Origin of the sequence: Hwangdonia lutea (assembly GCF_032814565.1) — a bacterium.
Lineage (GTDB): Bacteria > Bacteroidota > Bacteroidia > Flavobacteriales > Flavobacteriaceae > Hwangdonia > Hwangdonia lutea.
Window position 1 is genome coordinate 163,400 of the sequence record NZ_CP136521.1, and the last position, 25,808, is coordinate 189,207.

A 25,808-nucleotide genomic window follows, 5' to 3' on the forward strand; every position below is an offset into this window, starting at 1 on the left:
CATGAAAACACTAACTTCAATTTTTACAATCTTATTTTGTTCGATAACGTTTGGTCAAATATTCCAAGACAATGTGGCTAAAGAGCCTTTAGGTGAATTTCCTAACCAATGGGATGTCATTAATGGTATGGCATCAATAGATCAAGCAGATGGCAACAAAATGATCAGTATTATGCATGGTGGTATTATAAAACCAATAGTTAATGGGCAAACCAACAACTATCTAGGCGATGATTTTACTGTAGAATTTGATATGTTTTTTTGGAAAAACTTCATCCATTTACGGACAACGTATTGAAATTAGACTGTGGGAAGGCCAATATGGTTATGGAAAAGGTAACATTTCTTATAAGCCAATAACTTTAAAACGTGATGGATTGGAAACCAGTTGGGCTCATCCACAACCGGGTACTGCTAAAAACTTCTTGAAAGGTTTATATACTTTAGAGCCCGTTTGGCGCCATGTAAAAATAGAATGCAAAACAGGCAAACTCAAAGTTTTTCTTGATGGTAATTTGGTACTAAACTTTTTGAAGTTTAAAATGCAACCCACTATGATTTCATTTGGAGGAGGTATTAATGATTCTCATTTTGAGGCAAAAGTGGGTATAAACCATGTTAAAATTATTAGTAATATCCAAAAACCTAATGAAGGTACAAAAATTATAATGATAGTAGATAATACAACTAACAGGGTTAAAAACATAGAGCTTTTAGAAACTATGAACGATCCGGAAATAGTAGCCAAAAAGTATCCTAACAGTAATTTTTATAAAGGAATATTATACGGAAACTACTCGGTACTCCCTGCCAATAAAGCCGTTTTAGCTATTGATACAAATGAGAGATTTATACCCGGAGACCAATTTATACCCGGAGACCAATTTATACCTGGTGACCAATTTATACCTGGTGACCAATTTATATCTGGCGATACTTTTAACTTAACCAATACAAAAGCCAAAATAATTAATAATGAAAACGATAAGTTAATATTAAAAATTAATCACAATTAAAACTAAAATTTTATAATGAAAACATTTAAACATTCAGTTATCTTTTTACTTGCACTCATTTCTATTTTTTTTAATTGTAAAAATGAAAAAAAAACAGAATCAATTAAAAATAATATAGCTAAAAATCCATCAAATGTTATTGATATAATAACACGAAGCATGGAGTTTCAATGTACAGATACAATTCCCTCAGGGTGGAACACCTTTAAATATCAAAACCTTTCAAATGAAACTCACTTTTTTTTATTAGATAAATACCCTGAAGGCAAAACTATTGACAATACCATAACTGATGTTGCACCGGTTTTTGAAGAAGGCATGAATTTAATCAATCAAGGTAAGCCAGAAGAAGGTTTCGCTGCCTTTGGCAAATTGCCAGCATGGTTTGGAGATATAGTATTTTCGGGTGGTTCAGGATTGATTGCACCAAAGCACACTGCAATTACATCGGTAAAGTTGGATCCTGGTTATTACATCATGGAATGCTATGTAAAAATGCCAAATGGTAAGTTTCATACTTCTATGGGAATGGCTAAGCCTATCATTGTGCTTGAAGAAGATAGCGGTAATACACCTCCAGAACCTACTGTAAATATTGAGGTATCTAATGCCGAAGGGATAATTTATGATAAAAACATTACTAAGGGTAAACAAATATTTTCAGTCTTTTATAAAGACCAAAAACAGCACGAAAATTTTATGCAGCACGATGTAAATTTAGTAAAGTTAGAAAATGGTGTTAATGAAGATGCTCTAGAAGCATGGATGGACTGGTCAGACCCAAAAGGACTCATTACCCCAGTTCCAAAAGGCGTTACTTTTTTAGGTGGAGTTAATGATATGCCAGCTGGAAGCACAGGTTATTTCTATGCCGATTTAAAACCTGGTAAATATGCATTTATTTCTGAAGTGCCCAATACCAAGGGCAAAGGTTTATTTAAAACCTTTAAAGTTAAAGATTAATCAACAATATGGTACTAAAAATCTATTCATTGTATTTCTTATATACCTTTTACTTTCTATAGATTATCTCACATGATAAAGTTTATGGCAAAAAAAAGAGTCTGACTACGTATTGTAATCAGACTCTTCAAAAAAGGCAACGACCTACTCTCCCACAAATGCAGTACCATCGGCGCTAACGGGCTTAACTTCTCTGTTCGGAATGGTAAGAGGTGAGCCCCGTCGCTATAACCACCTTAAGCTATAGCTGTTCGCTATCGGCGTTTAGCCTCCAGCATACAGCGTCCATCCTTGGACGGACAAATATCTTAACATATTGAAAAAGTCTACATGAACTATGAATAACCGTTTTGTACTTACTAAAAAAACAGGCGTACAATAAGCCTATGGGTTATTAGTACTACTCGGCTGTGACATTACTGCCTTTACACCTGTAGCCTATCGACGTGGTCATCTCCCACGACCCTTTAAAGAAATCTCATCTTGTGGTGGGTTTCGCGCTTATATGCTTTCAGCGCTTATCCCTTCCCAACGTAGCTACCCTGCCATGCCGCTGGCGCGACAACAGGTACACCAGAGGTTGGTCCAACTCGGTCCTCTCGTACTAGAGTCAGATCCACTCAAATTTCTAACGCCCACTGTAGATAGAGACCGAACTGTCTCACGACGTTCTGAACCCAGCTCGCGTGCCACTTTAATGGGCGAACAGCCCAACCCTTGGGACCTTCTCCAGCCCCAGGATGTGACGAGCCGACATCGAGGTGCCAAACCCCCCCGTCGATATGAGCTCTTGGGGGAGATCAGCCTGTTATCCCCGGCGTACCTTTTATCCTTTGAGCGATGGCCCTTCCATGCGGAACCACCGGATCACTATGCTCTTGTTTCCAACCTGATCGACTTGTAGGTCTCTCAGTCAAGCTCCCTTATGCCATTGCACTCTACGCACGGTTACCAAGCGTGCTGAGGGAACCTTTAGAAGCCTCCGTTACTCTTTTGGAGGCGACCACCCCAGTCAAACTACCCACCAAGCACTGTCCCCTTTTGTGAAGGGTTAGACTCTAGACAAGCAAAGGGTGGTATTTCAACAATGACTCCACAACGCCTGGCGACGCCGCTTCAAAGTCTCCCACCTATCCTACACATTACTTATCCAAAACCAATACTAAGCTATAGTAAAGGTGCACGGGGTCTTTTCGTCCCACAGCGGGTAAACGGCATCTTCACCGTTACTACAATTTCACCGAGCTCATGGTTGAGACAGTGTCCAGATCGTTGCACCATTCGTGCAGGTCGGAACTTACCCGACAAGGAATTTCGCTACCTTAGGACCGTTATAGTTACGGCCGCCGTTTACTGGGGCTTCATTTGAATGCTTTGCCGAAGCTAACATCTCCACTTAACCTTCCAGCACCGGGCAGGTGTCAGGCCATATACGTCATCTTTCGATTTAGCATAGCCCTGTGTTTTTGATAAACAGTCGCCTGGACTCTTTCACTGCGGCCCATCTGAAGATGGGCGACGCTTCTCCCGAAGTTACGCGTCTATTTTGCCTAGTTCCTTAACCATGAATCTCTCGAGCTCCTTAGAATTCTCATCCCAACTACCTGTGTCGGTTTAGGGTACGGGCTGCTTCACTCGCTTTTCTTGGAAGTCGCTTCTCTGGATTATCACCTTGGCCGAAGCCTCAGTGTACTATCGGGGCATTACTGCTCCCTTCAACGTGCTATTCCGTCAGCACGCACCAAATATACGCCTCCGTCACTTTTAGCGTGAGCAGGTACAGGAATATTGACCTGTTGTCCATCCACTACCCCTTTCGGGTTCGCGTTAGGTCCCGACTAACCCTCAGCTGATTAGCATAGCTGAGGAAACCTTAGTCTTTCGGAGTGCGGGTTTCTCGCCCGCATTATCGTTACTTATGCCTACATTTTCTTTTGTAGCTTCTCCAGCATGCCTCACAGCACACCTTCGACGACACTACAATGCTCCCCTACCACTTTTTCAAGTCCATAGCTTCGGTAGTATGTTTATGCCCGATTATTATCCATGCCGAACCGCTCGACTAGTGAGCTGTTACGCACTCTTTAAATGAATGGCTGCTTCCAAGCCAACATCCTAGCTGTCAAAGCAGTTCAACCGCGTTTATTCAACTTAACATACATTTGGGGACCTTAGCTGATGGTCTGGGTTCTTTCCCTCTCGGACATGGACCTTAGCACCCATGCCCTCACTGCTGATCAACATTTTATAGCATTCGGAGTTTGTCAGGAATTGGTAGGCGGTGAAGCCCCCGCATCCAATCAGTAGCTCTACCTCTATAAAACTATAAATCAACGCTGCACCTAAATGCATTTCGGGGAGTACGAGCTATTTCCGAGTTTGATTGGCCTTTCACCCCTACCCACAGGTCATCCGAAGACTTTTCAACGTCAACCGGTTCGGGCCTCCACAGTGTGTTACCACTGCTTCACCCTGCCCATGGGTAGATCACACGGTTTCGCGTCTACCACTACTAACTAAAGCGCCCTGTTCAGACTCGCTTTCGCTACGGATCCGGACCTGAAGTCCTTAACCTTGCTAGCAACGGTAACTCGTAGGCTCATTATGCAAAAGGCACGCCGTCACAGAATAAATTCCGCTCCGACCGCTTGTAAGCGTATGGTTTCAGGTTCTGTTTCACTCCCTTATTCAGGGTTCTTTTCACCTTTCCCTCACGGTACTAGTTCACTATCGGTCTCTCAGGAGTATTTAGCCTTATCGGATGGTCCCGACGGTTTCATACAGGATTACTCGTGTCCCGCACTACTCAGGATACCACTATCTACGCACGCTTTGCCTATACCGGGCTATCACCGTCTATGGCCTGTCTTTCCAAACAGTTCTAGTTCATTGTGTTTCGAATGTCGTGGTCCTACAACCCCAACAATGCCGTAACATTGTTGGTTTGGGCTAATCCGCGTTCGCTCGCCACTACTAACGGAATCACTTTTGTTTTCTTCTCCTCCGGGTACTTAGATGTTTCAGTTCTCCGGGTTCGCCTCCTTGCGGATAACATGTCTTCAACATGCTGGGTTGCCCCATTCGGATATCTGCGGATCAAATCGTGTGTGCCGATCCCCGCAGCTTTTCGCAGCTTATCACGTCCTTCATCGCCTCTGAGAGCCTAGGCATTCCCCATACGCTCTTATTTAGCTTATTGTACTTTTTGCTTTTTTAATGAGTTTTGATCTGATGGCCGTAAGGCCGCCAAATCTTGATCGATTGCACATCGCTCGTTGTGAGTGCAACCAACCTTACAATTATTTTTGTAAAATCGGACGTATCCGACTTTACTTCATGTATCTTTTTTCAATATGTCAATGAACGTGTGGCGAATCGCCACTGATAAATTATTATCAGTAGTCGACCTTAAGCCGTTGTGGAGAATATCGGAGTCGAACCGATGACCTCCTGCGTGCAAGGCAGGCGCTCTAGCCAGCTGAGCTAATCCCCCGTTTGTGAATCGAAATTCCAAAAATTCAAAATTCCAAATTCCAAAAAGGATAGGCATCCCAACTTCTAAAATTTCCTTTCAATATGTTATGAACTTTTCCAAAGCCTTATCAATCATCAAAAAATCTTCAACGATCAAACCAACATTGGGTTGTAGTCTCAGGCAGACTCGAACTGCCGACCTCTACATTATCAGTGTAGCGCTCTAACCAGCTGAGCTATGAGACTCTAATTGGTATGCAGTTTACAGTCTTCAGTTGGCAGTAAGTGCTTACTGTAGACTGAGTACTGGCTACTGCCTACTCTATTTTATTTTAAATTAACAGCGGATGAGAATAAACTATTTTTCGTACTAGTTTTTTTGTGTTTCCTTATTAGTCGTCTTTCTCTAGAAAGGAGGTGTTCCAGCCGCACCTTCCGGTACGGCTACCTTGTTACGACTTAGCCCTAGTTACCAATTTTACCCTAGGCCGCTCCTTGCGGTGACGGACTTCAGGTACTCCCAGCTTCCATGGCTTGACGGGCGGTGTGTACAAGGCCCGGGAACGTATTCACCGCATCATGGCTGATATGCGATTACTAGCGATTCCAGCTTCACGGAGTCGAGTTGCAGACTCCGATCCGAACTGTGATAGGGTTTATAGATTCGCTCCTGCTCGCGCAGTGGCTGCTCTCTGTCCCTACCATTGTAGCACGTGTGTAGCCCAGGACGTAAGGGCCGTGATGATTTGACGTCATCCCCACCTTCCTCACGGTTTGCACCGGCAGTCTTGCTAGAGTTCCCATCTTTACATGCTGGCAACTAACAACAGGGGTTGCGCTCGTTATAGGACTTAACCTGACACCTCACGGCACGAGCTGACGACAACCATGCAGCACCTTGTAGAGTGTCCGAAGAAAAGCCGATCTCTCAGCCTGTCACTCTACATTTAAGCCCTGGTAAGGTTCCTCGCGTATCATCGAATTAAACCACATGCTCCACCGCTTGTGCGGGCCCCCGTCAATTCCTTTGAGTTTCATTCTTGCGAACGTACTCCCCAGGTGGGATACTTATCACTTTCGCTTAGCCACCCAGACCGAAGTCCGGACAGCTAGTATCCATCGTTTACGGCGTGGACTACCGGGGTATCTAATCCCGTTCGCTCCCCACGCTTTCGTCCATCAGTGTCAATATATTGTTAGTAATCTGCCTTCGCAATTGGTATTCTATGTAATATCTATGCATTTCACCGCTACACCACATATTCTAACTACTTCACAATAATTCAAGATAACCAGTATCAAGGGCAATTCTACGGTTGAGCCGCAGACTTTCACCCCTGACTTAATCATCCACCTACGGACCCTTTAAACCCAATGATTCCGGATAACGCTTGGATCCTCCGTATTACCGCGGCTGCTGGCACGGAGTTAGCCGATCCTTATTCTTACGGTACCGTCAAGCCGCTACGCGTAGCGGTGTTTCTTCCCGTATAAAAGCAGTTTACAACCCATAGGGCAGTCTTCCTGCACGCGGCATGGCTGGATCAGAGTTGCCTCCATTGTCCAATATTCCTCACTGCTGCCTCCCGTAGGAGTCTGGTCCGTGTCTCAGTACCAGTGTGGGGGATCCCCCTCTCAGGGCCCCTACCTATCGTCGCCATGGTGTGCCGTTACCACACCATCTAGCTAATAGGACGCAGAGCCATCTTATACCGATAAATCTTTAATGTACAGATCATGAAATCTATACATACTATGGAGTATTAGTCAGAATTTCTTCTGGTTATTCTCCAGTACAAGGTAGGTTCTATACGCGTTACTCACCCGTGCGCCGGTCGTCATCTGTAGCAAGCTACAATGTTACCCCTCGACTTGCATGTGTTAGGCCTGCCGCTAGCGTTCATCCTGAGCCAGGATCAAACTCTTCATCGTTAAATTTTTAAAGTCATTTACGACTTCTTGTCTTTAACAACCAATAGGAATTTCTAATGCTCAAAATGGTCTATTCTCTTTGTTTGATTAAAATTGTTTCTTAGATTCCCGTTTTCACGGGAATGACAAACTAATGTTTTGCTGTTTCCAGCAAGACATCTTTTCAATCTTACGCTGTCAATTCAATATGTTTATGAACTTTTTTTCTCTTTGCCAATCTCGTTTCCTCGTTTAGCGGGTGCAAATATAAAACCCTTTTTTGAACCCCGCAATACTTTTTGATTTTTTTTTGAAAAATTTTATTTTTTTCCTTTTTCTCGACCAAAACCGTATCTTGAATGAACTTTCGCCTTACAGGTTCGTACCCGTTTTAGCGGCTGCAAACATACGACACATTTTCCATTTACCAACAACTTTTTTCGCCTTTTTTTTGTTCTTTTTTTTTGCCACGCACAACCCCCTTAATTACTGAGGGTTAGGGTTGGTTTTTTTTATTGAACCCTAACCCGGTTTGCATACTCCGGCCCAGGGTTGCGGGTTTTGTTTTTTGGTGTGTAACATATATTATGGTATAACTTTTTTTGCGGGCGGCACCCAAACCATAACCTTGTGCAACGCCCAGCGCTGTGCGGCCCGCGTTAGGGATAGCAGTGGCATCCTTTTTTGAGGGACGAGAAAAAGATATAACGGATAGCCCGACCCTGCCCTTTTGCAGGGGAACGCCCAAAGAAAAAATATGTTTATATATTATATATGTATTGTGTGGATTTATTTATACTAGTATCTTTGCAAACTGAATTTAATTTTTTTTAATGATACATATAACATTACCTGATGGCAGCGTGAAAACGTTTGAAGAGAACGTTACACCTATGGATGTTGCCAAAAGCATAAGTGAGGGATTTGCGCGAAATGTAATTTCGGCCAGTTTTAATGGTACAACCGTAGAAACTGTTACACCATTAACCACCGATGGCGCACTGGTTTTATACACATGGCGCGATGACGAAGGCAAAACGGCGTTTTGGCACTCTTCGGCACATGTATTGGCACAGGCTATTGAGGAATTGTATCCGGATGCTAAACTTACCATTGGCCCTGCTATTGAAAATGGGTTTTATTATGATGTAGATTTTGGTGATCACGTGGTTTCGGAAAAAGATTTTAAAAAGATTGAAACCAAGATGTTGGAGATTGCCCGTGGTAAGCACGATTTTAAAATGCGTTCGGCAAGTAAAGCTGATGCACTGGAGCTATATAAGGACAACCCGTTTAAAACAGAATTGATAGAGAATTTAGAGGATGGTACGATTACTTTTTGCGACCACTCGACATTTACCGATTTGTGCCGTGGCGGACACATACCTAACACCGGCATTATTAAAGCGGTTAAGGTATTGAGTGTTGCCGGTGCTTATTGGCGCGGTGATGAAAACAAACCACAACTAACTCGTGTTTACGGTATATCGTTCCCAAAGCAAAAAGATCTTACGGCTTATTTAGAAATGCTTGAAGAAGCCAAAAAACGTGACCACCGTAAACTTGGTGCAGCGTTGGAATTGTTTACTTTTTCGCAAAAAGTTGGTCAAGGATTGCCGCTTTGGTTGCCAAAAGGCGCTGCCTTACGCGAGCGTTTAGAGAACTTTTTAAAAGCGGCTCAAAAGAAAGCGGGTTACGAAATGGTGGTTACACCGCACATAGGCCAGAAGGAGCTATATGTTACTTCCGGTCATTATGCTAAATATGGCGAAGATAGTTTTCAGCCCATTCACACTCCTAAGGAAGATGAAGAGTTTTTATTGAAGCCCATGAATTGTCCGCACCACTGCGAAATTTACAAAAGCAGTCCATGGAGTTATAAAGATTTACCAAAACGTTTTGCTGAATTTGGTACTGTTTACAGATACGAACAAAGCGGCGAGTTGCATGGCTTAACCCGTGTACGCGGCTTTACTCAAGATGATGCACATATATTTTGTACGCCAGAACAATTGGATAAAGAATTTAAAGATGTGATTGATTTGGTGCTTTATGTATTTGGTTCGTTAGGGTTTGAAAACTTTACAGCACAGGTTTCTGTAAGGGATCCGGAAAATCCAGACAAATATATTGGTACTGTTGAAAATTGGGAAAAAGCAGAGCAAGCCATTATTAATGCTGCGGAAGAAAAAGGCTTAAATTATGTTATTGAAACTGGTGAGGCCGCTTTTTATGGTCCGAAATTGGACTTTATGGTTAAAGATGCCTTAGGCAGAAAGTGGCAATTGGGCACCATTCAAGTAGATTACACCCTGCCCGAGCGTTTTGATTTAACCTATAAAGGCAGTGATAATGAGCTACACAGACCTATTATGATACACCGTGCACCGTTCGGCAGTATGGAACGTTTTGTTGCTTTATTACTTGAACATACAGGTGGTAATTTCCCTATTTGGTTGATGCCCGTTCAAACAATTATACTATCAATTAGTGAGAAATATGAAAAATACTCTGAAAAAGTTTTAAATTTGCTAGAAAATAACGAAATTCGCGCCCTCGTTGACCATAGAAATGAGACGATAGGGAAAAAAATACGTGAAGCTGAGATGCAGAAACACCCTTATATGATTATTATTGGTGAACAAGAAGAACAAGAAGGCAAAATTACGGTAAGACAACACGGAGGTGCAGATTTAGGAATGATTACTGTAGAAGCTTTTACAGAAATCATAAAAGAAGATATTAAAAAAACATTAAAATCATTTTAATAATAAATAAGTTTAATTTAAAACCATAACGCCATAGCAATTAGAAGAAGACATCAACCCAGAAGGGTTTCACAAGAGGACAAACATAAGATTAACTCTAAGATTACAGCGCAAAAAGTACGCCTTGTTGGAGACAACGTAGAAATTGGTATTTACACCAAAGGTGATGCTATGAGAATAGCAAACGAGCAGGAATTAGATCTTGTAGAGATTTCACCAAATGCTGATCCTCCGGTATGTAAGGTTATGGATTATAAAAAGTTTCTTTACGAACAAAAGAAACGCGATAAAGCTTTAAAATCTAAAGCTACAAAAGTAACGATTAAAGAAATTCGTTTTGGTCCTCAAACTGACGATCATGATTACGAATTTAAAAAGAAACATGCTGAGAAGTTCTTGAAAGAAGGTGCAAAATTAAAAGCTTTTGTATTCTTTAAAGGACGATCCATCATATTTAAGGAGCAAGGTCAAATATTATTGCTACGCTTAGCACAGGATTTGGAAGAATTAGGAAAAGTGGAGCAAATGCCTCGGTTAGAAGGTAAACGAATGACCATGTTTATTGCTCCCCATAAAAAGTAAGGCTTCAACCACGATTAACAATCGAGAAGCTCAATTGAAATAAAAAAATGCTAAAGTAATCCCGATAATTATCGGGACAGCATAAAGATAATTAAGCGAAATAATTAAAAAACTAGGAGAAAAATGCCTAAAATGAAAACAAAATCTAGTGCCAAAAAGCGTTTTAAGCTTACAGGTACTGGTAAAATTAAAAGAAAGCACGCTTTTAAGAGTCACATCTTAACAAAGAAATCTAAAAAGCGTAAGCTAGCGTTAACCCATGATACTTTAGTACATAAGGCTGACGAAGACAATGTTAAAACCATGTTGCGTTTAAAGTAACACCGTTTTAACCGGTTAAAACAATTTATAAACCCTGGAGTTAGGCAACCAAGTACGACGTTTGAAGTACGAAGTTAGAAGTACCGATTATCGGCCGCCTACTACAAAAAACAATTAAAATTATGCCAAGATCAGTAAATTCTGTAGCCAAAAGAGCCAGAAGAAAAAAGGTAATAAAACAAGCAAAAGGCTATTTCGGACGTCGTAAAAACGTTTGGACAGTAGCAAAAAATGCGGTTGATAAAGCGATGCAATATTCGTACAGAGACCGTAGAAACAAAAAAAGAACATTCCGTGCTTTATGGATTACGCGTATTAACGCTGGAGCCAGAGAACATGGTTTATCTTATTCTCAATTTATGGGGAAATTAAGAGCTAATGATATTGAATTAAACCGTAAGGTTTTAGCAGATTTAGCCATGAATAACCCAGAGGCTTTTAAAGCTGTAGTAGAGAAAGTAAAATAAGGCGTTTCGCCTATTGTAAAACATATTATTCGCTTAATATAAAAATCCGATTCTTAATTGAATCGGATTTTTTTTGTTTAACTAAAATTAACTTTTAAATAACCATTCTCTACTAAAGGAGTGTTATTTTTGCAAGTTATTAAAACAAGCCTAGGCATGAATCTATCAAAAGTAAAATTAGTGGTTACCGACATGGATGGTACGTTACTAAACTCACAACATCAAGTGAGTTCTGAGTTTTTTAAATTGTTCAATAAAATATCAGACCACGGCGTTCTGTTTGTCGCCGCCAGCGGACGCCCCCACTATAGCATTACCCAGAAACTTAACGGTATAAAAAACGATATTATTATAGTTTCAGAAAATGGTGGACTTGTTTCTAAAAAGGATGAAACCCTACTTTCTACGCCTATAAAAACAAATCAGCTTTCAGAAATTACAAGATTGATTGATTCATTAGAAAATGCTCACCCTGTTTTCTGTGGAAAAACCAAAGCCTTCATTACAAAAAACTCATTAGCCATAGCGGATGTTTTAACCGAATATTATCCGAGTTATCAAATTATTGAAAACATTGAAGAGATTAAAGAACCCATTTACAAGGTTTCTCTTTACCATAATGAAGATTCAGAAAAGCATATTTATCCGCACGTTAAACATTTAGAATCACAATTTAAAGTAAAAACTTCTGCCAGACATTGGGTGGATATTTCTGATAATTTGGCCAATAAGGGACACGCGATTAAATTGCTGCAAGATTCGTATCGTATTTCGGCTGAAGAAACGATGGTTTTTGGCGATTATCACAACGATATAGAAATGCTAAAACAGGGTTATTTTAGCTACGCCATGAAAAACGCCCATGAAACTGTAAAACAAACAGCGCGTTTTGAAACCAAAACCAATGATGAGTTTGGTGTTGAATACATTTTACAAAAATTAATTGTTGACAAAGAGGGGCAATAAAACAATCTCAAAAGCACTTAAATACCGTAGGCAGTAATTACAACATGTCGCGAACCGCCCGAATTTCTGTGTTCGCACAAATAAATACCTTGCCAAATCCCTAAATTTAGTTTCCCGTTGGTTATAGGTATCTGTACCGAGGCGCCTAAAACCGATGCTTTTATATGTGCCGGCATATCATCAGACCCTTCGTATGTATGCTCGTAATACGGCGCATGTTCAGGAATCATTTTATTGAAATGACTTTCAAAATCGGTTCTCACCGTATAATCGGCATTTTCATTTATCGTTAAACTCGCCGATGTGTGTTTTATAAACACTTGCATCTGCCCTATTTTAATGTCTCTAATTTCTGGAATGGCTTCCAAAATGGAATTGGTAATCAAATGAAACCCTCTTGAGTAAGGTTTTAATTGTATTTTCTTTTGAAAAAATTTCATATAAAATTCGATATTTTATTTTACCGTAACCTCATCAACAAACACCCAAGCATCACCTTTTCGAATATGCCAATCGGGTAATTTGCCTCTATTTTTAGCTGTTATTTTTATAAATGAAACGTCTTGTTTATCAAATTCTGTTTCCATTCTTTTTATAATAGGGTCTCTGTCTTTTACGGTTTCCAAAGTTTTATTTAAAACCGTTTTAAAGGTTTTACCATCTTCTGAAATACTAATAATCACTTGGGTTGGTAACATGACAGATGTTGCGCCAATGTGTTGAAAAAAGTTTAAACCAACAAAAGACAAACTATTGTGTTCCCCTAAATCGATAAGCACTTCAAAATCTTTTTTAGGTAGCCCTTGCCAATTGGGGTCATCGCCTCTTGGATTTGCATACTTATTATTAAATAAGGCCTTGTCGCCTCCACCGCTGTAACTTTCGTTGTAAGGATGGGTGTAAGTCACTTTGCATTTATCGCCAAAACCAGTAGAAAACATTTTCTTTAAAGGATAACCAATGGGCTTGCCCTTTCTAAAAGTTTGTGCGTGAACATTAATAGCCTTTGTGTAGCGTATTGGCGCCGAATATAATGCTGAATTTATTGATGGCTCCGATCCATCCAAGGTATATCGAATCTCATTGATACCCAATTCGTTTTTTAATACAAGCGTAAAATCATTGTCAGCTTTATTATATACGACCTCATAATCCGGCGATAAAGCACTGCCCGCAAAATTGTAACTGAGTTCTTTAAATCTATCAAAATGAATGTCTATTTTTTTAATAAACTTTTCCTTGTTTTTCTGGTTTGGGTTCGTCCAAAGAGCTTCGGACAACGCGCTTAATCTCGGTAGCATCATATATTGCACATGACTTAAAGTTTTGATTTGCTCGGTCCATAAATTGGCTTGCCCACCCAAAATATGATGTCTTTTATCTGCCGCAATAACATCGGGAACGGGGTTAAAATCGTAAACCTTTAATAAGCTATTATAGCCTCCCCAAGATGGTGGTTCAAACTCGCTTTTGCCTTGATTATGGTCGAAATACAAAGGCGATCCGGGAGACATCACCACATCGTGACCCATATTTGCAGCTTCAATTCCGCCTTCAAACCCGCGCCACGACATTACGGTTGCCCGCTCTGGCAAACCGCCTTCCAAAATTTCATCCCACCCCATTAACTTTTTGTTTTTGGAATAAATGAATTTTTCCATGCGTTTTACAAAATAACTTTGTAACTCCTCGGCATTTTCAAGATTTTCATCCAGCATTCTTTTTTGGCATTTTTTACAATTTAACCACGATTGTTTTCCAACCTCGTCGCCACCTATATGCAAATATTCATTTGGAAAAAGGGGCACAACCTCGCTAATTATATCTTGTAAAAACTCGAAAGCACCATCGTTTCCGGCACAATACACTCCAGATGTTCCTTCGCCATCACAACTAAACTCCGGATAACATTGCAGTGCAGCTTCAGAATGTCCAGGCATTTCAATTTCTGGAATCACATCAATATATCGTTCGGCAGCATAGGCTACAACCTCTTTAATATCAGCTTTGGTGTAAAACCCGCCGTAAACCTCAGCACCGCTATCCTTATAAGTGGCTTCATAATCTTCCCAAGGTTTTTTATGCTCCTTTACTTTGCGCCAAGCCCCTTTTTTAGTTAACTCCGGATACTTATCAATTTGAATTCTCCAACCAATACCATCAACCAAATGCCAATGGAATTTATTCATTTTATGCATGGCTAAAATGTCGATTACTTCTTTAACGGAATCTTTAGGGAAGAAATGCCGCGATACATCCAACATCAAACCGCGCCAACCAAATTCCGGAGCATCATTTATATTCATAAAATTAAGGGTTGGTACTTTTATTAGTGCCTTTGGCGTTAGCATCTGCTTTAAGGTTTGCACGCCATAAAACACACCATGATAGCTTTTCCCTGTAATTGAAACACCTTTATTTGACACCTTAAGTTGATACGCTTCGTTATGCTCAACTTCTTCTGATATTTTTAAATGAATGGCATTATTTTGAATTTTGGTCGAGGTGTTTAGTTTTATACTGAAGTTTTTATCAAAAAAAGTAACCAATTCATTCGCAATTCGTTTTGCTTCTTCTGAATTTTCAGAAACAATCACCGTATTTTCAGTCACTGTAAACGTGCCCTGTTGATACTCGATAAGGTTTGGCTGTGGAATTATGCCTGTTTTTACTGGCTCTTCATTTTTACAGGAAACCATTACCAAAAAGAAAAAACATAGGAGCTGTTTGAAAATTTTCATAAAATCAAAATTCGAATTAACATGGTTGTTTTAACAAAGTTAAGTATAAGAAATAGAAATAAACATACTTTTTCTAATCATAAATCATCATTTTAAATTTATTTCTACGCAACCTTTTTGGCTTTTTATCATCTATAAATAAACCCCTAAATATTAAAAATATCAAAATAATGAAGAAGAGTATTATAATCGTTTTAAGCTGTTTTTTTATGTTTTCAAGCTGTTCAACCAGTGAAAACCCGATTGACCCTCAAAAAGTAAAATATTTGTGGCATTTGGTTAACGTAAGTGGTGGTGTTGCAGGTGTTAATGAAACCTTTAGCCTTGACACCATTGTATGGGCTTTTAACGATGCTGACAAGACGTTGGTTGTTGAAAACAATAATGATGACGACACGATTGAAGATGCGTTGGATTCTGGAATTTATGACTTTGATGTTATTGAAGGTGCTAGTGGAAAAACCTTTTTAACAATTAATGAGACCGAATTTGGCAATTTTGAGATTTCGCAAAGCGCGCTAACAATTAACCAAAATATTACGACAACCGGTACGGGTTCTGATGGGTTTATATATACATTCCAAAGAACCATTGAATTGATTGACTAATCATTTTTAAATCACAAAAAGCGCTATAAACTAGTAACTAAAAATTAGTTGCTTATTTGAATTTCATAAAAAAACCGAGACATTTCTATCTCGGTTTTTTTATGTTTTCAATTACTTAAAATATAGGGCAAGATTTAATCATTGAATTGTATCTATTTCAAAAAATCAATCAGGTTTTATACTGTTTCCATCTTTTGGCCTAATACTGCTGCCGTCCTTTGGTCTTATACTACCTCCGTCCTTGGGCCTAATACTACTACCATCTTTTGGTCTAATACTACCTCCGTCTTTTGGATGTATGGTTTCTGAATTTTCATTGCTTGCCATAATATATTTTTTTAAAGTTATGCTCTATATTACTGAAAAAATGTAACTTTAACAAGCTATTAATCCCATTTTACTCTTAACCACTTCATTTAATCGACCGAAAAATGAACCTAAAAGGTTTCGTAAAAGAGTGCCATAAAAAGGGAGTATTCAAGATGCTTTCTATTTATATTGTATCGAGCTGGGTAATTTTACAAGTGTTGGCATTAATTGCCTCGCCCCTCGGTCTTCCTGAAAAAAGTGTTACTTATCTTATTGTTATTTTGTTGCTGGGGTTTCCTATTTATATCTACTACGTATGGAAGTTCAGGCTTCTTAAACATGAAATACAACAAACCGAAGACCCTACAACGCCGTATAACAAAAGTGCGTTTCAAAAAATGTACTTTTCGTCTTTGTTTGTAATCATTTTACTTTCCGGTATTGCTATTACCCTCATTTTCAAAAATAATTTTAGTCAAAAAATAGCACTAAAAAAATTAAATGGTAACGATAAGATTGCTGTTTTAAATTTTGAAAACACGACCGGCAATACCGAATTAGACAATGTAGGCAGAATAGCGGCGAGGTATATTAGCCATGGCATTACTGAAAATGAAGTGGGTCAAGTTATTTCGTCAAAAATTGTTAGCGATTATACCAATGTTATAAAATCTCAAGCCGGCACATCCATCGACTTAAATAACCTTCTAAAAAACTACCTAAAGCCAGCTAAGGTTATTGAAGGCGCTTTTTACATGGAAAAAGATACGCTGTTTTTACAAGGCTCCATAAAAGATGGTTTAGTCGATAAAACACTAATTTCTTTTGAAACCATTAAGTGCGACCCCAATGCGCCTTTAGATTGTGCAGAAAAATTAAAACAAGATGTTCTCGGGTATTTATCGACCGAAGATCGGCAAGATGAGTCTGGTTATATACAGAAAAACAATAATCAAATCGCATCATATTACGAAGAAACACCACCTAATTACGAAGCTTATCAATATCTAATGAATGCATTGGATAATATTGAAAATGACAAAACCCACTTGGAATACTTAAACAAAGCCATTAAAGTTGATAAGGATTTTTTCGAGCCAAAAACCCATCTCATGGCTTACTATTACAACAAGGGTTTGTTTTCAATTACCGATTCTTTAATTAAAACCGTAGCAGCAAATTCCTCATTAAACGCACGGCAAAAAAATTGGCTTCTGTTCTATGAATCCATAATTACGGGGAAAAATGATAAAACATATCGCGCTATTAAAAAAGAATACGAGGTAGCGTCTTTGGATATGAACACCAACCAAACCACTATGACCATTGCGCTACAATATGTTAACAGACCCGAAGATGTTGATGCCATATACGATGAAATCCCAATGGACAACATGGTTTTAGAAAATTGTACGCGTTGTGGTTTTAGGTATTATGTAAAAGCACTTGCCGATGTTGAACTTGGCAAATACAATACGGTTATAAAAACATTGGCTCCGGTTACAAACATTATTGAGTCCAATTATTTAAAGCGCCCGTTAATTAGTGCTTATGTGAAATCCGGTAAGTTTTTGGAACTTGAAAAATACCTGTCGCACTATGCTTTAACGGCAACAAATCAAGCTATGGATTATTTGAATGTATTTACCGGAATACAGTTTTTAAATGCCAATAAAAAAGTTGAGGCAGACAGCTATTTTAATAAAGTTATTGCAAACAGTAACGCCACTACGGCTAAGCCCGATCTTGCAACAGCCTATTATTATATAGGTGATTTTAAAAATGCTGAAGACTTATATAAAACGCTCCATGAAGCTGAACCTAATAATATTGAATATATAGTTTTGTTGGCCATAAGTTTTTCTAAAAATGGGCAATTTGAAGCCGCCAAAACTCAAATTGAAAAACTAAACCGTTTAAAAACCGATTATCAGTTTGGAGCCATCGATTATGGTTGGGCGCAGTATTACGCATCCATGGGCGATAAAGACAAAGCCATAGCCTTTCTTAAAAAATCTGTGGCCCAAGGATTTAATTACACACCAACAACCTTTCAAAACGATTATCATTTTAAAACCATTAAAGACACTCCGGAATTTATAAATCAAATCATGAATTTTTGGAAAAACATAAGCATTTAATATTAACCATAAGGAAAGCCATGCAAGAAATTATCAATTTACTAGACGTTATTATTTGGCCATTAACCGTACTATTGGGATTACTTTTTTTTAGAAAACACATAGGCAAAGTAATTAGTAGCTTAGGCTCAATTAAAGCCGGGGCGCAAGGTTTTGAAATGAATTTTATTGAGGACAAACTAAAAGAAGCCACAAAGTTAATTGGAATTGATTCGACTGGGATAACCGCAAAAGATGGCTCTAGCATCATTCCAAAAGATGGCGGTAGCATTATTCCCAAAGACTCAAAAATAACTCCTAAAAAAAGCCATGCCGAAACACCGTACCAAGCGTTGTTGGAGTTACAGGATACCATAAATCAAAAATTAAAAAACATAGCCGCTCAAAAAGGCATCACGACCAATAGTGCCTCAAATTTTGCATTAACAACCCATTTAGCCGAACATAACATTATCAACAATCAAACGGCGCGTCAGTTAAAAACCCTTATAGAATTGAATAATATGGGCTTAAATTCCCCTAAGATTACATATAATCAGGTAATACAAATGAAAACATTGTTCAATAATATATCCTTGTAAATACACTATGAAAAAACTAGACCATGCATACGCCTTAATTATTGGTGTGGACAATGAGCAAAAAACCACCCAGGTACTTAGAGATGCTCAAGCTATTTTTGATGTGTTAACCAATCAGGAACTGTGTGGCTACAAAGAAGAAAACATCACACTTCTACTGGATAAAAAAGCCACAACCGAAAGCATTATCGCAGCCATTGATAAATACATAAATAAGATTGATGAGAACTCATCCTTCCTTTTGTTTTACTCTGGGCATGGTGGTTACTACGAAGGTCGCTCCTACTTGTTGCCTTACGGAGCCACTAGTGAGAGTTTAATTTTGGGAGAACAATTACGGGAAAAACTCAGTCAAATGAAATCAAAACGCATGATTATCATGTTCGACTGTTGCCATTCTGGAGGTTTTTTTGATGGGAAGGATGATGTTATTTCGCAAACCATTTCAAATAATACAGCACAAAATACACTTCGTAAATCCGAAGATTTAGAAGGCATCGCTCAAGAAATTGATGATGAACAAGGTATGGTAATCATAGCCTCTTCTCAAGCCGAAGAATTGTCGTGGGGCGATAATAACGATGATTACAGCGTGCTTACAACCTCCTTTATTGAAGCATTAAACGCAAAGCACAAACATTTTTTTGCAGATGAATACATTAGGATGGTGGAAACCGTAAATTATGTTTTCACACGAATTCCGGAGTTGATTAAAACGCTTAAAGAACGTAGCGACATTGTTAAAGATCAAACGCCTTATGCTAATCTTCAAATGAACAGTGATTTTGTTATTAGTTATATTCCTAAAAATTTTAAAGATAAAATCGTAACGAATAAGTTTAAGATTCAAACGCAACAGAAGGCACCCTTAACATCAAAAAGCAGTAATTTGGAATCTTGGGAACGAGCGGAAGGAAATAACCTATTGCTATTTGTCCATGGGTTTTCCGGAGAATCAAAAGACACCTTTGGCAATATTCCAAAAATGCTGCAAGCCGATTCCAATTTTGATGGTTGGGCCATGAAACCCCTAGGGTATTCGCCCGTTGTACAACCACAATTAGGTAAAGATATTTGGGGTGCCATTCTTGACGTAGATAAAATTGCAGGTTTCTTAAAAACATCTATAAAATATAAATTCAAAGACTATAATCGGATAGCAATCGTTGCACATAGTTTGGGCGGATTAATGGCACAAAAAGCCATTTTAGGCTTAGATGCAGACCATAGAAATAGAATTTCGCACCTCATTATGTTCGGCACACCCAGTAACGGTATTGCGCCTGAAGTGCTCGCCAAACAATGGAACAAAAAATATAGCGCATTGAGTAGTGAGGGCGATTACATAACATCGCTTCGCAAACAATGGAAAGACACCTTCAACCATACGTATCCATTTAAATTAAAGGTCGCGGCTTCGTCTGAAGATGAATATGTTTCCGTGGAATCTTGCCATAAACCATTTGATGAAACACATTGCGAAATCGTGGACGGCAAACACCTACAAATGGTAAAACCGGATAACGAAAAAGATGATGTCTACGCTTTAATTCTAAACACTTTAACAGGAAGTAAATTTTTTAATCAATTCACCAATAAAGAAGAAATAAATTTAACCTTGGGCAAGTACGATGCCGTGGTTAAAAAGCTGCTGCCGAATAAAGATGATCTTGATAAAAGAGGTTTAACCCAACTCATTTTTGCATTGGAAGGGCTTGAACGAAAAAATGAAGTTTATGAGATTTTAAACCATCACCCCATGGCTAAAAACAATACGGATTTAATGGGAATCATTGCTGGGAGGCATAAACGCGACTATTTAAAAACCTATTCGTATAAATCCAGTCAGCTATCCCGTGATTATTATAGTAAAGCCTTAGAAATTTCGGTTGAAAATGAAGCCTATTCCCAAATATATTATCACGCCATCAATTTAGCTTTTTTAAGTATTGTAACCGATCCGGAAACGGGAAAATCGGAAATGAAAAAATATGCAAATCAAGCATTGGAAGCCACGGAGCATTGCGATGATAATCTTTGGAAATATGCCACCGTTGCCGAAGCAAACATGTATTTAGGGAATTTGGAACGCGCGAAAGAGTTTTACATAAAAGCGTCAACAAATATACCCATTAGGGAAAAAGTGTCTATGCATACCAATGCGTACGCCGGATATGTCGCCTTAACAAATAAAGATGAGGATGAATTTACACAGTTTTTAAAAGCGCAATTGTTAAGTTAATCTCAACTTTTTAAAGAATAACTTTCAGAATCAATTAGCAGTCTAAACAACTGGTTACCATTGTAATAAAATGAATCCTTATTAAAAAAAAACTAATAATCTAATCAAAAAATGACTATATTGACATCTCCTTAATTAATCCTAACCAACTAAAAACGAATAACATGAGTGCAGAAACTATTTTTGTAAGCTACTCAAGTAAAGATAGACCCTTCGCTATCGGACTTGTTAAAGAATTGCAAAGCTTGGGCGTAAACGTTTGGATTGACCAACTAGGTATCGGCCTTGGTGAAAACTGGGATGATGCCATAGAGGAAGCTTTGGAAAAATCAGAAACCTTAATGCTTATTTTGTCACCAACATCCGTTGAGTCGCCTAATGTTCAAGACGAGGTTTCCATCGCCATTAATACCAAAAAGAAAATGGTGCCCATCCTTATTGAAGAATGCAAATTACCTATGCGTTGGCAACGCAGGCAATATGCAGATTTAACCAATAACCCGGATAAGGCCATACATGATATTTTGTCTTTTCTCGGGTTAAAGGAAAAAGCCTCGGCTAACCTTAAAAAAGTACTCAAACTTATTGGTGTGTCTGAAGCGCCAAAAAAGGTTATTGCAAATACAACTGAAGAATCTACAGGAAAAGCCATTCAAACTGAGGTTCATCTTGAAGATTTATTGGTTTCAGAAGATGAAATTAATCGCGCCTCTAAAATGCACGAGAAAGGCATTAAGAAAAATTGGAAAATGATTATTGTTGTTGGCGTTTTAAGCCTTGTTACATTTGGAGTTTTAGGCTTCACAAATTTAATTACAGTACCTTTTTGGATTGCGGCAGTAGGAAGTTTAGCATTAAATTTATTATCCATAAACCCCTTTGGAGCAATTAAAAAAAGAGAACGAAATATTGATTTATTGGAGCTGTTAAAACTAAAACGTGAGCGCTTAACACGTGTTATGAATAAATTATCGGATACCGAAATTGAAAAATTTAACACCGAATTTTATAACTACATCAAAATTTAAATTAAAAAGGAATGAAACGTATCGATGATAAAATAAAGGAGATTGAAAAAAAAGATAAACGCTATCAATGGGCTTATTACATAATAGTTGCTATGCTCGCAGGATTTCTATATTATGTTAGTACCACGAGAAAACAAATAGATTTACAAGCCGATCAAATTGATGTTTTAACCATAAAAGCGACTGAAACCTACAAAGACCTTAAAAAATCAGATTCAATCAATAAAAAGCTTTATAATGATTTAAAAAACAGCCTACAACCAGAACAATATTGGAAACATATTGAAAAGGCAAATTCGGTTGAAGACTATATAGAATACCTCACCAATATTTGGGGCATAAAACGTGACTCGCTCGATATGAATACAGCCATATCTAATATTAAAAGCTCTAGTTCGATTGGCGAATCCGGATGGTTGTATGTTGGCAACGAAACCGAAAATGGTCCATATACACAACCAACCAAGGGTCAAATAGCAAAAATTATTTGGCGACGCGGAATTGAAAAAGTAGATGAAATAGCATCAATAGAGAACACCAAACCAAAAGAAAACGATATCATTAAAATGGTTAAGTCTACTAACAGAATAACCTATAGAAGAGCAAATTTTAACTCCACAAAAAACAAAGAAGGTTGGCGACCAAGTTCAAAAGCCTTCGTTTCTGAAGTTAAAAAAAATGATGCCGAAGTTTGGGTGAAAATAAGGTATTATTAATATTATTTTAGAATCAGTAAAATCGATACAAGATTGAATTACGTTTTCTGTTTTTTCTTTCTTGCCGCTGGAAATAACACATTGTTTAAAATCAACCGGTACCCCGGTGAGGTTGGGTGTAAATCCAATTCGGTTTTGGCATCGCCCACACGATGCTGATAATCCTCAGGGTCGTGCCCACCATAAAAGGTAAAAAAACCTTTTCCTTTTATGCCGTGAATATATTTGGCTTCTCCATTAGATTTATTTTCGCCCATTACCAACACATTCGATTTTATTTCATCTCTTGTAAAAGCCGTGGTTTGTCCCATAAACCCTTTTACCAAAGCCGTGTGGTTTTGGCATAACATGGTTGGAATAGGATCCCATTTTGCCGAAAATTCCATTAATGAAAAATAGTCTACCGTTTTACGAATCATGCGCTTTCGGGTCATATCTATGGACGAAAACTCATAAATACTCGGATTGGTTTCTAAAGTAAAATCTGTAAAAGCAAAGGTTTTATTGTAATCTATTTTATTCTGGTATCCGGGTGTGCTACCATCGCCATCAAACATGGGTTCGCAAATATCAATACCTTCGGCCGATAATGCGATATCAAAACTATCGGTCGCGCTACACATAGCAAACATAAAGCCGCCACCAATAACGTAGTCTCTAATTTTTAAAGCCACATCAAGTTTCGCCTCAGAAACCTTAGAATAACCTAACTTTCTAGCCAACGCTTCGGCTTCCTTTTTTTCTTGAATATACCAATTTGCAGCTCTGTAAGCCCCATAAAATTTACCAAACTGCCCCGTAAAATCTTCATGGTGCAAATGCAGCCAATCGAAAAGTAATAGTCCATCGTTTAAAACCTCTTCGTCGTAAACGGTTTCGTAAGGAATCTCAGCATATTGCAACACCATGGTTACGGCATCGTCCCACGGTTGATTGCCGTACGGTGTGTAAACGGCAATTTTGGGTGCTTTTTCTAAAACTACGGCTTCCATGTTTTTACTCGGACTGCTAATTTCTTCTAAAATAGTTTCTGCTTTTGAATTGGAAATCACTTCGAACGAAACGCCTCGTATTTGGCATTCACGTTGAATTTCTTCGGTATTGGGCAATAAAAAAGAACCACCTCGATAATTAAGCAACCATTTTATTTTTAGTTGTTTGTTTAACGTCCAATACGTTATTCCGTAAGCTTTTAAATGGTTTTTTTGGCTCTCTGCATCCATAGGAATAAGGATGTACGAGGCAAACGCACTATAATTAATAATGAAAAATGAAAAAATAATAATGAGTTTTCTCGTTTTCAATGAAAATAATGGATTTCAGATTAAGCAAGAAAGATACTTAAATTTTAGGCTTTTTGATGTGTGTTTAACAGAAGATTAATGTTTAAAAAGGCACATCACTTTCGTCATCATCATTAAACGAACTGCCAAAGGCTTGATCTGGGCTTGCTTTAAAATTATCTGCTTGAAAGGTGTCATCGTTAGCGGCGGCATTCATTTTAGAATGGAACTCGAAAGGCGAATCAAAATCATCTAGATTATCAAACTTACCTAAATGCCCGATAAACTTTAAACGTATGTTTTCCAAACCTCCATTACGATGTTTTGCCACAATAAATTCTGCTTGACCTTCGGTTGGCGAACGTTCATCATCGTCCCATTCGTCAATTTTATAATATTCGGGCCTGTAAATAAACGATACAATATCGGCATCTTGCTCAATCGCACCCGACTCACGTAAATCTGATAATAGTGGACGCTTGCTGCCACCACGAGTCTCAACCGCACGCGATAACTGCGATAAGGCTATTACGGGTACGTTCAACTCTTTTGCCAAGGCTTTAAGGTTTCTTGAAATCATCGAGATTTCCTGCTCACGATTCCCACCGTGGCTACTGCCACCGGTCATTAATTGCAGGTAATCAATCATAATCAATTTTATACCGTGCTGTGATGATAAACGGCGCGCTTTGGCACGTAAATCAAAAATGGATAACGACGGTGTATCGTCAATAAAAAGTGGCGCTTTTTCCAAACCTTTTACTTTTACGTTAAGTTGTTCCCACTCGTGCTTCTCCAGCTTACCGGTTCGTAATTTTTCCGAAGACAACCCCGTTTCACTAGAAATTAAACGGGTTATTAATTGTACCGACGCCATTTCCAAAGAAAAGAAAGCAACGGGTATATTCTGATCGACTGCAATATTTCTTGCCATAGACAAGGTTAAAGCGGTTTTACCCATACCCGGACGTGCCGCCACAATAATTAAATCGGATGGTTGCCAACCCGATGTTAATTTATCCAGCTTATTAAATCCTGTAGGAATCCCACTTAAACCTTCTTTATTTGAAATTTCTTCAATTTTCTTTTTAGCCTGAATCACTAAATCCTGTGCCGTTTCACTCGATTTTTTTATGTTACCTTGGGTAACTTCATATAATTTAGCTTCGGCCTTATCCAATAAATCGAAAACATCTTTGGTTTCATCGTAAGAATCTTCAATGATTTCACTAGAAATTTTTATTAAACTACGCTGAATGAATTTTTGTAAAATGATGCGTGCATGAAACTCGATATGCGCTGAAGAGGATACTTTTTGCGTTAGGGAAATCAAGTAAAAATCGCCTCCTGACAATTCGAGCTTGGAATTCTTCTTTAACTGTGTAGAAACGGTTAATAAGTCTACCGGTTCGCTGTTTTCAAACAATTGAAAAATCGCTTCAAAAATATGCTGATGGGCTTCTTTGTAAAATGCGTCAGGGCTTAAAATATCGATGACTTCATCGACGCCCTTTTTATCAATCATCATCGCACCTAACACAACTTCCTCTAAATCAATAGCTTGTGGCGGAATCTTTCCTTTTTCAAGACTAATAATAGTACTTTTATCTACTTTGTATCCTTGGATTTGGTTAGGTTGTTTCATGACTACGAAAGTAATTAAATTGTGTGTGTTTTAGTATGAAAAATGA

The 25,808-nt window shown here is 38.4% G+C and carries 19 protein-coding genes, 2 tRNA genes and 3 rRNA genes; 14 read left to right on the plus strand and 10 right to left on the minus strand.

Annotated elements, in window-relative coordinates:
- The first annotated feature begins 1 nt into the window (after position 1).
- The 3 genes from RNZ46_RS00760 to RNZ46_RS00770 are packed head-to-tail and all read left to right on the plus strand — an operon-like array spanning position 2 to position 1,979.
- Complete coding sequence (locus RNZ46_RS00760; protein WP_316983489.1) at positions 2 to 298, plus strand: hypothetical protein; 297 nt, start codon at positions 2 to 4, stop codon at positions 296 to 298.
- Positions 249 to 1,016: a hypothetical protein gene (locus RNZ46_RS00765; RefSeq protein ID WP_316983490.1), complete on the plus strand. Its 768-nt coding sequence runs from the start codon at positions 249 to 251 to the stop codon at positions 1,014 to 1,016. The genes RNZ46_RS00760 and RNZ46_RS00765 overlap by 50 nt, the downstream gene beginning before the upstream one ends.
- Positions 1,017 to 1,031: 15 nt before the next feature.
- A complete protein-coding gene (locus RNZ46_RS00770; RefSeq protein WP_316983491.1) occupies positions 1,032 to 1,979 on the plus strand; it encodes a hypothetical protein in 948 nt (315 codons plus the stop codon).
- 131 nt (positions 1,980 to 2,110) lie between these two features.
- Here the strand turns inward: RNZ46_RS00770 and rrf are convergent.
- The 5 genes from rrf to RNZ46_RS00795 all read right to left on the minus strand — a co-directional run bounded on the left by rrf (position 2,111) and on the right by RNZ46_RS00795 (position 7,385).
- Positions 2,111 to 2,218 (minus strand): 5S ribosomal RNA (rrf, locus tag RNZ46_RS00775).
- A gap of 135 nt (positions 2,219 to 2,353) precedes the next feature.
- Positions 2,354 to 5,178, minus strand: a 23S ribosomal RNA gene (locus tag RNZ46_RS00780).
- A 220-nt stretch (positions 5,179 to 5,398) separates the two neighbouring features.
- A tRNA-Ala gene (locus RNZ46_RS00785) sits at positions 5,399 to 5,472 on the minus strand.
- 153 nt (positions 5,473 to 5,625) lie between these two features.
- Positions 5,626 to 5,699 (minus strand) — tRNA-Ile (locus RNZ46_RS00790).
- Between the two features lie 164 nt (positions 5,700 to 5,863).
- Positions 5,864 to 7,385: ribosomal RNA gene (locus tag RNZ46_RS00795) — 16S ribosomal RNA — on the minus strand.
- Together the 16S, 23S and 5S rRNA genes with 2 tRNA genes alongside form the textbook arrangement of a ribosomal RNA operon.
- A gap of 812 nt (positions 7,386 to 8,197) precedes the next feature.
- Here RNZ46_RS00795 and thrS point away from each other — a divergent pair.
- The 5 genes from thrS (at position 8,198) to RNZ46_RS00820 (ending at position 12,468) form a co-directional block, all read left to right on the plus strand.
- Positions 8,198 to 10,132, plus strand: coding sequence for a threonine--tRNA ligase (gene thrS / locus RNZ46_RS00800; RefSeq protein WP_316983492.1), 1,935 nt, complete (start codon positions 8,198 to 8,200; stop codon positions 10,130 to 10,132).
- A gap of 33 nt (positions 10,133 to 10,165) precedes the next feature.
- Positions 10,166 to 10,714 carry a translation initiation factor IF-3 gene (infC, locus tag RNZ46_RS00805; protein WP_316984944.1) on the plus strand — a complete coding sequence of 183 codons (549 nt, stop codon included), beginning with the start codon at positions 10,166 to 10,168 and terminating at the stop codon, positions 10,712 to 10,714.
- A 123-nt stretch (positions 10,715 to 10,837) separates the two neighbouring features.
- Positions 10,838 to 11,035, plus strand: a complete 198-nt coding sequence (gene rpmI, locus RNZ46_RS00810; protein ID WP_139698285.1) for a 50S ribosomal protein L35 — start codon at positions 10,838 to 10,840, stop codon at positions 11,033 to 11,035.
- Between the two features lie 122 nt (positions 11,036 to 11,157).
- Entirely contained in the window at positions 11,158 to 11,502 is a 345-nt protein-coding gene (rplT, locus tag RNZ46_RS00815) for a 50S ribosomal protein L20 (RefSeq protein ID WP_316983493.1), read from the plus strand.
- A gap of 156 nt (positions 11,503 to 11,658) precedes the next feature.
- The gene (locus tag RNZ46_RS00820) at positions 11,659 to 12,468 is read left to right on the plus strand and encodes an HAD family hydrolase (protein WP_316983494.1); all 810 of its coding nucleotides are present in this window, start codon (positions 11,659 to 11,661) and stop codon (positions 12,466 to 12,468) included.
- Positions 12,469 to 12,485: 17 nt separating this feature from the next.
- Here the strand turns inward: RNZ46_RS00820 and RNZ46_RS00825 are convergent, their stop codons facing one another.
- Complete coding sequence (locus tag RNZ46_RS00825; RefSeq protein ID WP_316983495.1) at positions 12,486 to 12,908, minus strand: secondary thiamine-phosphate synthase enzyme YjbQ; 423 nt, start codon at positions 12,906 to 12,908, stop codon at positions 12,486 to 12,488.
- A 15-nt stretch (positions 12,909 to 12,923) separates the two neighbouring features.
- The gene (locus RNZ46_RS00830) at positions 12,924 to 15,209 is read right to left on the minus strand and encodes a beta-N-acetylhexosaminidase (protein ID WP_316983496.1); all 2,286 of its coding nucleotides are present in this window, start codon (positions 15,207 to 15,209) and stop codon (positions 12,924 to 12,926) included.
- Between the two features lie 170 nt (positions 15,210 to 15,379).
- On the opposite strand from RNZ46_RS00830, the gene RNZ46_RS00835 reads away from it, so the two are divergent.
- Complete coding sequence (locus RNZ46_RS00835) at positions 15,380 to 15,817, plus strand: hypothetical protein (RefSeq protein ID WP_316983497.1); 438 nt, start codon at positions 15,380 to 15,382, stop codon at positions 15,815 to 15,817.
- Positions 15,818 to 15,982: 165 nt separating this feature from the next.
- On the opposite strand, the gene RNZ46_RS00840 is transcribed toward RNZ46_RS00835, so the two are convergent.
- A complete protein-coding gene (locus tag RNZ46_RS00840; RefSeq protein ID WP_316983498.1) occupies positions 15,983 to 16,144 on the minus strand; it encodes a hypothetical protein in 162 nt (53 codons plus the stop codon).
- Positions 16,145 to 16,248: 104 nt separating this feature from the next.
- Between RNZ46_RS00840 and RNZ46_RS00845 the strand changes: the two genes are divergently transcribed.
- The 5 genes from RNZ46_RS00845 to RNZ46_RS00865 all read left to right on the plus strand — a co-directional run bounded on the left by RNZ46_RS00845 (position 16,249) and on the right by RNZ46_RS00865 (position 22,834).
- Positions 16,249 to 18,267 (plus strand): TPR end-of-group domain-containing protein, encoded by a 2,019-nt coding sequence (locus RNZ46_RS00845; RefSeq protein WP_316983499.1) that lies wholly within the window; start codon positions 16,249 to 16,251, stop codon positions 18,265 to 18,267.
- The gene (locus tag RNZ46_RS00850; protein ID WP_316983500.1) at positions 18,246 to 18,848 is read left to right on the plus strand and encodes a hypothetical protein; all 603 of its coding nucleotides are present in this window, start codon (positions 18,246 to 18,248) and stop codon (positions 18,846 to 18,848) included. Before RNZ46_RS00845 ends, RNZ46_RS00850 begins: the two co-directional genes overlap by 22 nt.
- A 7-nt stretch (positions 18,849 to 18,855) precedes the next feature.
- Positions 18,856 to 21,090 carry a caspase family protein gene (locus tag RNZ46_RS00855; RefSeq protein WP_316983501.1) on the plus strand — a complete coding sequence of 745 codons (2,235 nt, stop codon included), beginning with the start codon at positions 18,856 to 18,858 and terminating at the stop codon, positions 21,088 to 21,090.
- Positions 21,091 to 21,254: 164 nt separating this feature from the next.
- Positions 21,255 to 22,118: a toll/interleukin-1 receptor domain-containing protein gene (locus RNZ46_RS00860; protein WP_316983502.1), complete on the plus strand. Its 864-nt coding sequence runs from the start codon at positions 21,255 to 21,257 to the stop codon at positions 22,116 to 22,118.
- Between the two features lie 11 nt (positions 22,119 to 22,129).
- Positions 22,130 to 22,834, plus strand: coding sequence for a hypothetical protein (locus tag RNZ46_RS00865; protein WP_316983503.1), 705 nt, complete (start codon positions 22,130 to 22,132; stop codon positions 22,832 to 22,834).
- A gap of 38 nt (positions 22,835 to 22,872) precedes the next feature.
- Here the strand turns inward: RNZ46_RS00865 and RNZ46_RS00870 are convergent, their stop codons facing one another.
- Together RNZ46_RS00870 and dnaB are read right to left on the minus strand one after the other, a co-directional pair.
- Entirely contained in the window at positions 22,873 to 24,057 is a 1,185-nt protein-coding gene (locus RNZ46_RS00870; RefSeq protein WP_316984945.1) for an asparagine synthetase B, read from the minus strand.
- A 163-nt stretch (positions 24,058 to 24,220) separates the two neighbouring features.
- Positions 24,221 to 25,762 (minus strand): replicative DNA helicase, encoded by a 1,542-nt coding sequence (dnaB, locus tag RNZ46_RS00875; RefSeq protein WP_316983504.1) that lies wholly within the window; start codon positions 25,760 to 25,762, stop codon positions 24,221 to 24,223.
- Positions 25,763 to 25,808 lie beyond the last annotated feature (46 nt).

Excerpts from the sequence above, each read along its gene's own strand:
- RNZ46_RS00760 (WP_316983489.1), top strand. The coding sequence starts at position 2 with ATGAAAACACTAACTTCAATTTTTACAATCTTATTTTGTTCGATAACG.
- RNZ46_RS00770 (WP_316983491.1), top strand. The coding sequence starts at position 1,032 with ATGAAAACATTTAAACATTCAGTTATCTTTTTACTTGCACTCATTTCT.
- thrS (WP_316983492.1), top strand. The coding sequence starts at position 8,198 with ATGATACATATAACATTACCTGATGGCAGCGTGAAAACGTTTGAAGAG.
- rpmI (WP_139698285.1), top strand. The coding sequence starts at position 10,838 with ATGCCTAAAATGAAAACAAAATCTAGTGCCAAAAAGCGTTTTAAGCTT.
- rplT (WP_316983493.1), top strand. The coding sequence starts at position 11,158 with ATGCCAAGATCAGTAAATTCTGTAGCCAAAAGAGCCAGAAGAAAAAAG.
- RNZ46_RS00820 (WP_316983494.1), top strand. The coding sequence starts at position 11,659 with ATGAATCTATCAAAAGTAAAATTAGTGGTTACCGACATGGATGGTACG.
- RNZ46_RS00825 (WP_316983495.1), bottom strand. The coding sequence starts at position 12,908 with ATGAAATTTTTTCAAAAGAAAATACAATTAAAACCTTACTCAAGAGGG.
- RNZ46_RS00830 (WP_316983496.1), bottom strand. The coding sequence starts at position 15,209 with ATGAAAATTTTCAAACAGCTCCTATGTTTTTTCTTTTTGGTAATGGTT.
- RNZ46_RS00835 (WP_316983497.1), top strand. The coding sequence starts at position 15,380 with ATGAAGAAGAGTATTATAATCGTTTTAAGCTGTTTTTTTATGTTTTCA.
- RNZ46_RS00840 (WP_316983498.1), bottom strand. The coding sequence starts at position 16,144 with ATGGCAAGCAATGAAAATTCAGAAACCATACATCCAAAAGACGGAGGT.
- RNZ46_RS00845 (WP_316983499.1), top strand. The coding sequence starts at position 16,249 with ATGAACCTAAAAGGTTTCGTAAAAGAGTGCCATAAAAAGGGAGTATTC.
- RNZ46_RS00855 (WP_316983501.1), top strand. The coding sequence starts at position 18,856 with ATGAAAAAACTAGACCATGCATACGCCTTAATTATTGGTGTGGACAAT.
- RNZ46_RS00860 (WP_316983502.1), top strand. The coding sequence starts at position 21,255 with ATGAGTGCAGAAACTATTTTTGTAAGCTACTCAAGTAAAGATAGACCC.
- RNZ46_RS00865 (WP_316983503.1), top strand. The coding sequence starts at position 22,130 with ATGAAACGTATCGATGATAAAATAAAGGAGATTGAAAAAAAAGATAAA.
- RNZ46_RS00870 (WP_316984945.1), bottom strand. The coding sequence starts at position 24,057 with ATGGATGCAGAGAGCCAAAAAAACCATTTAAAAGCTTACGGAATAACG.
- dnaB (WP_316983504.1), bottom strand. The coding sequence starts at position 25,762 with ATGAAACAACCTAACCAAATCCAAGGATACAAAGTAGATAAAAGTACT.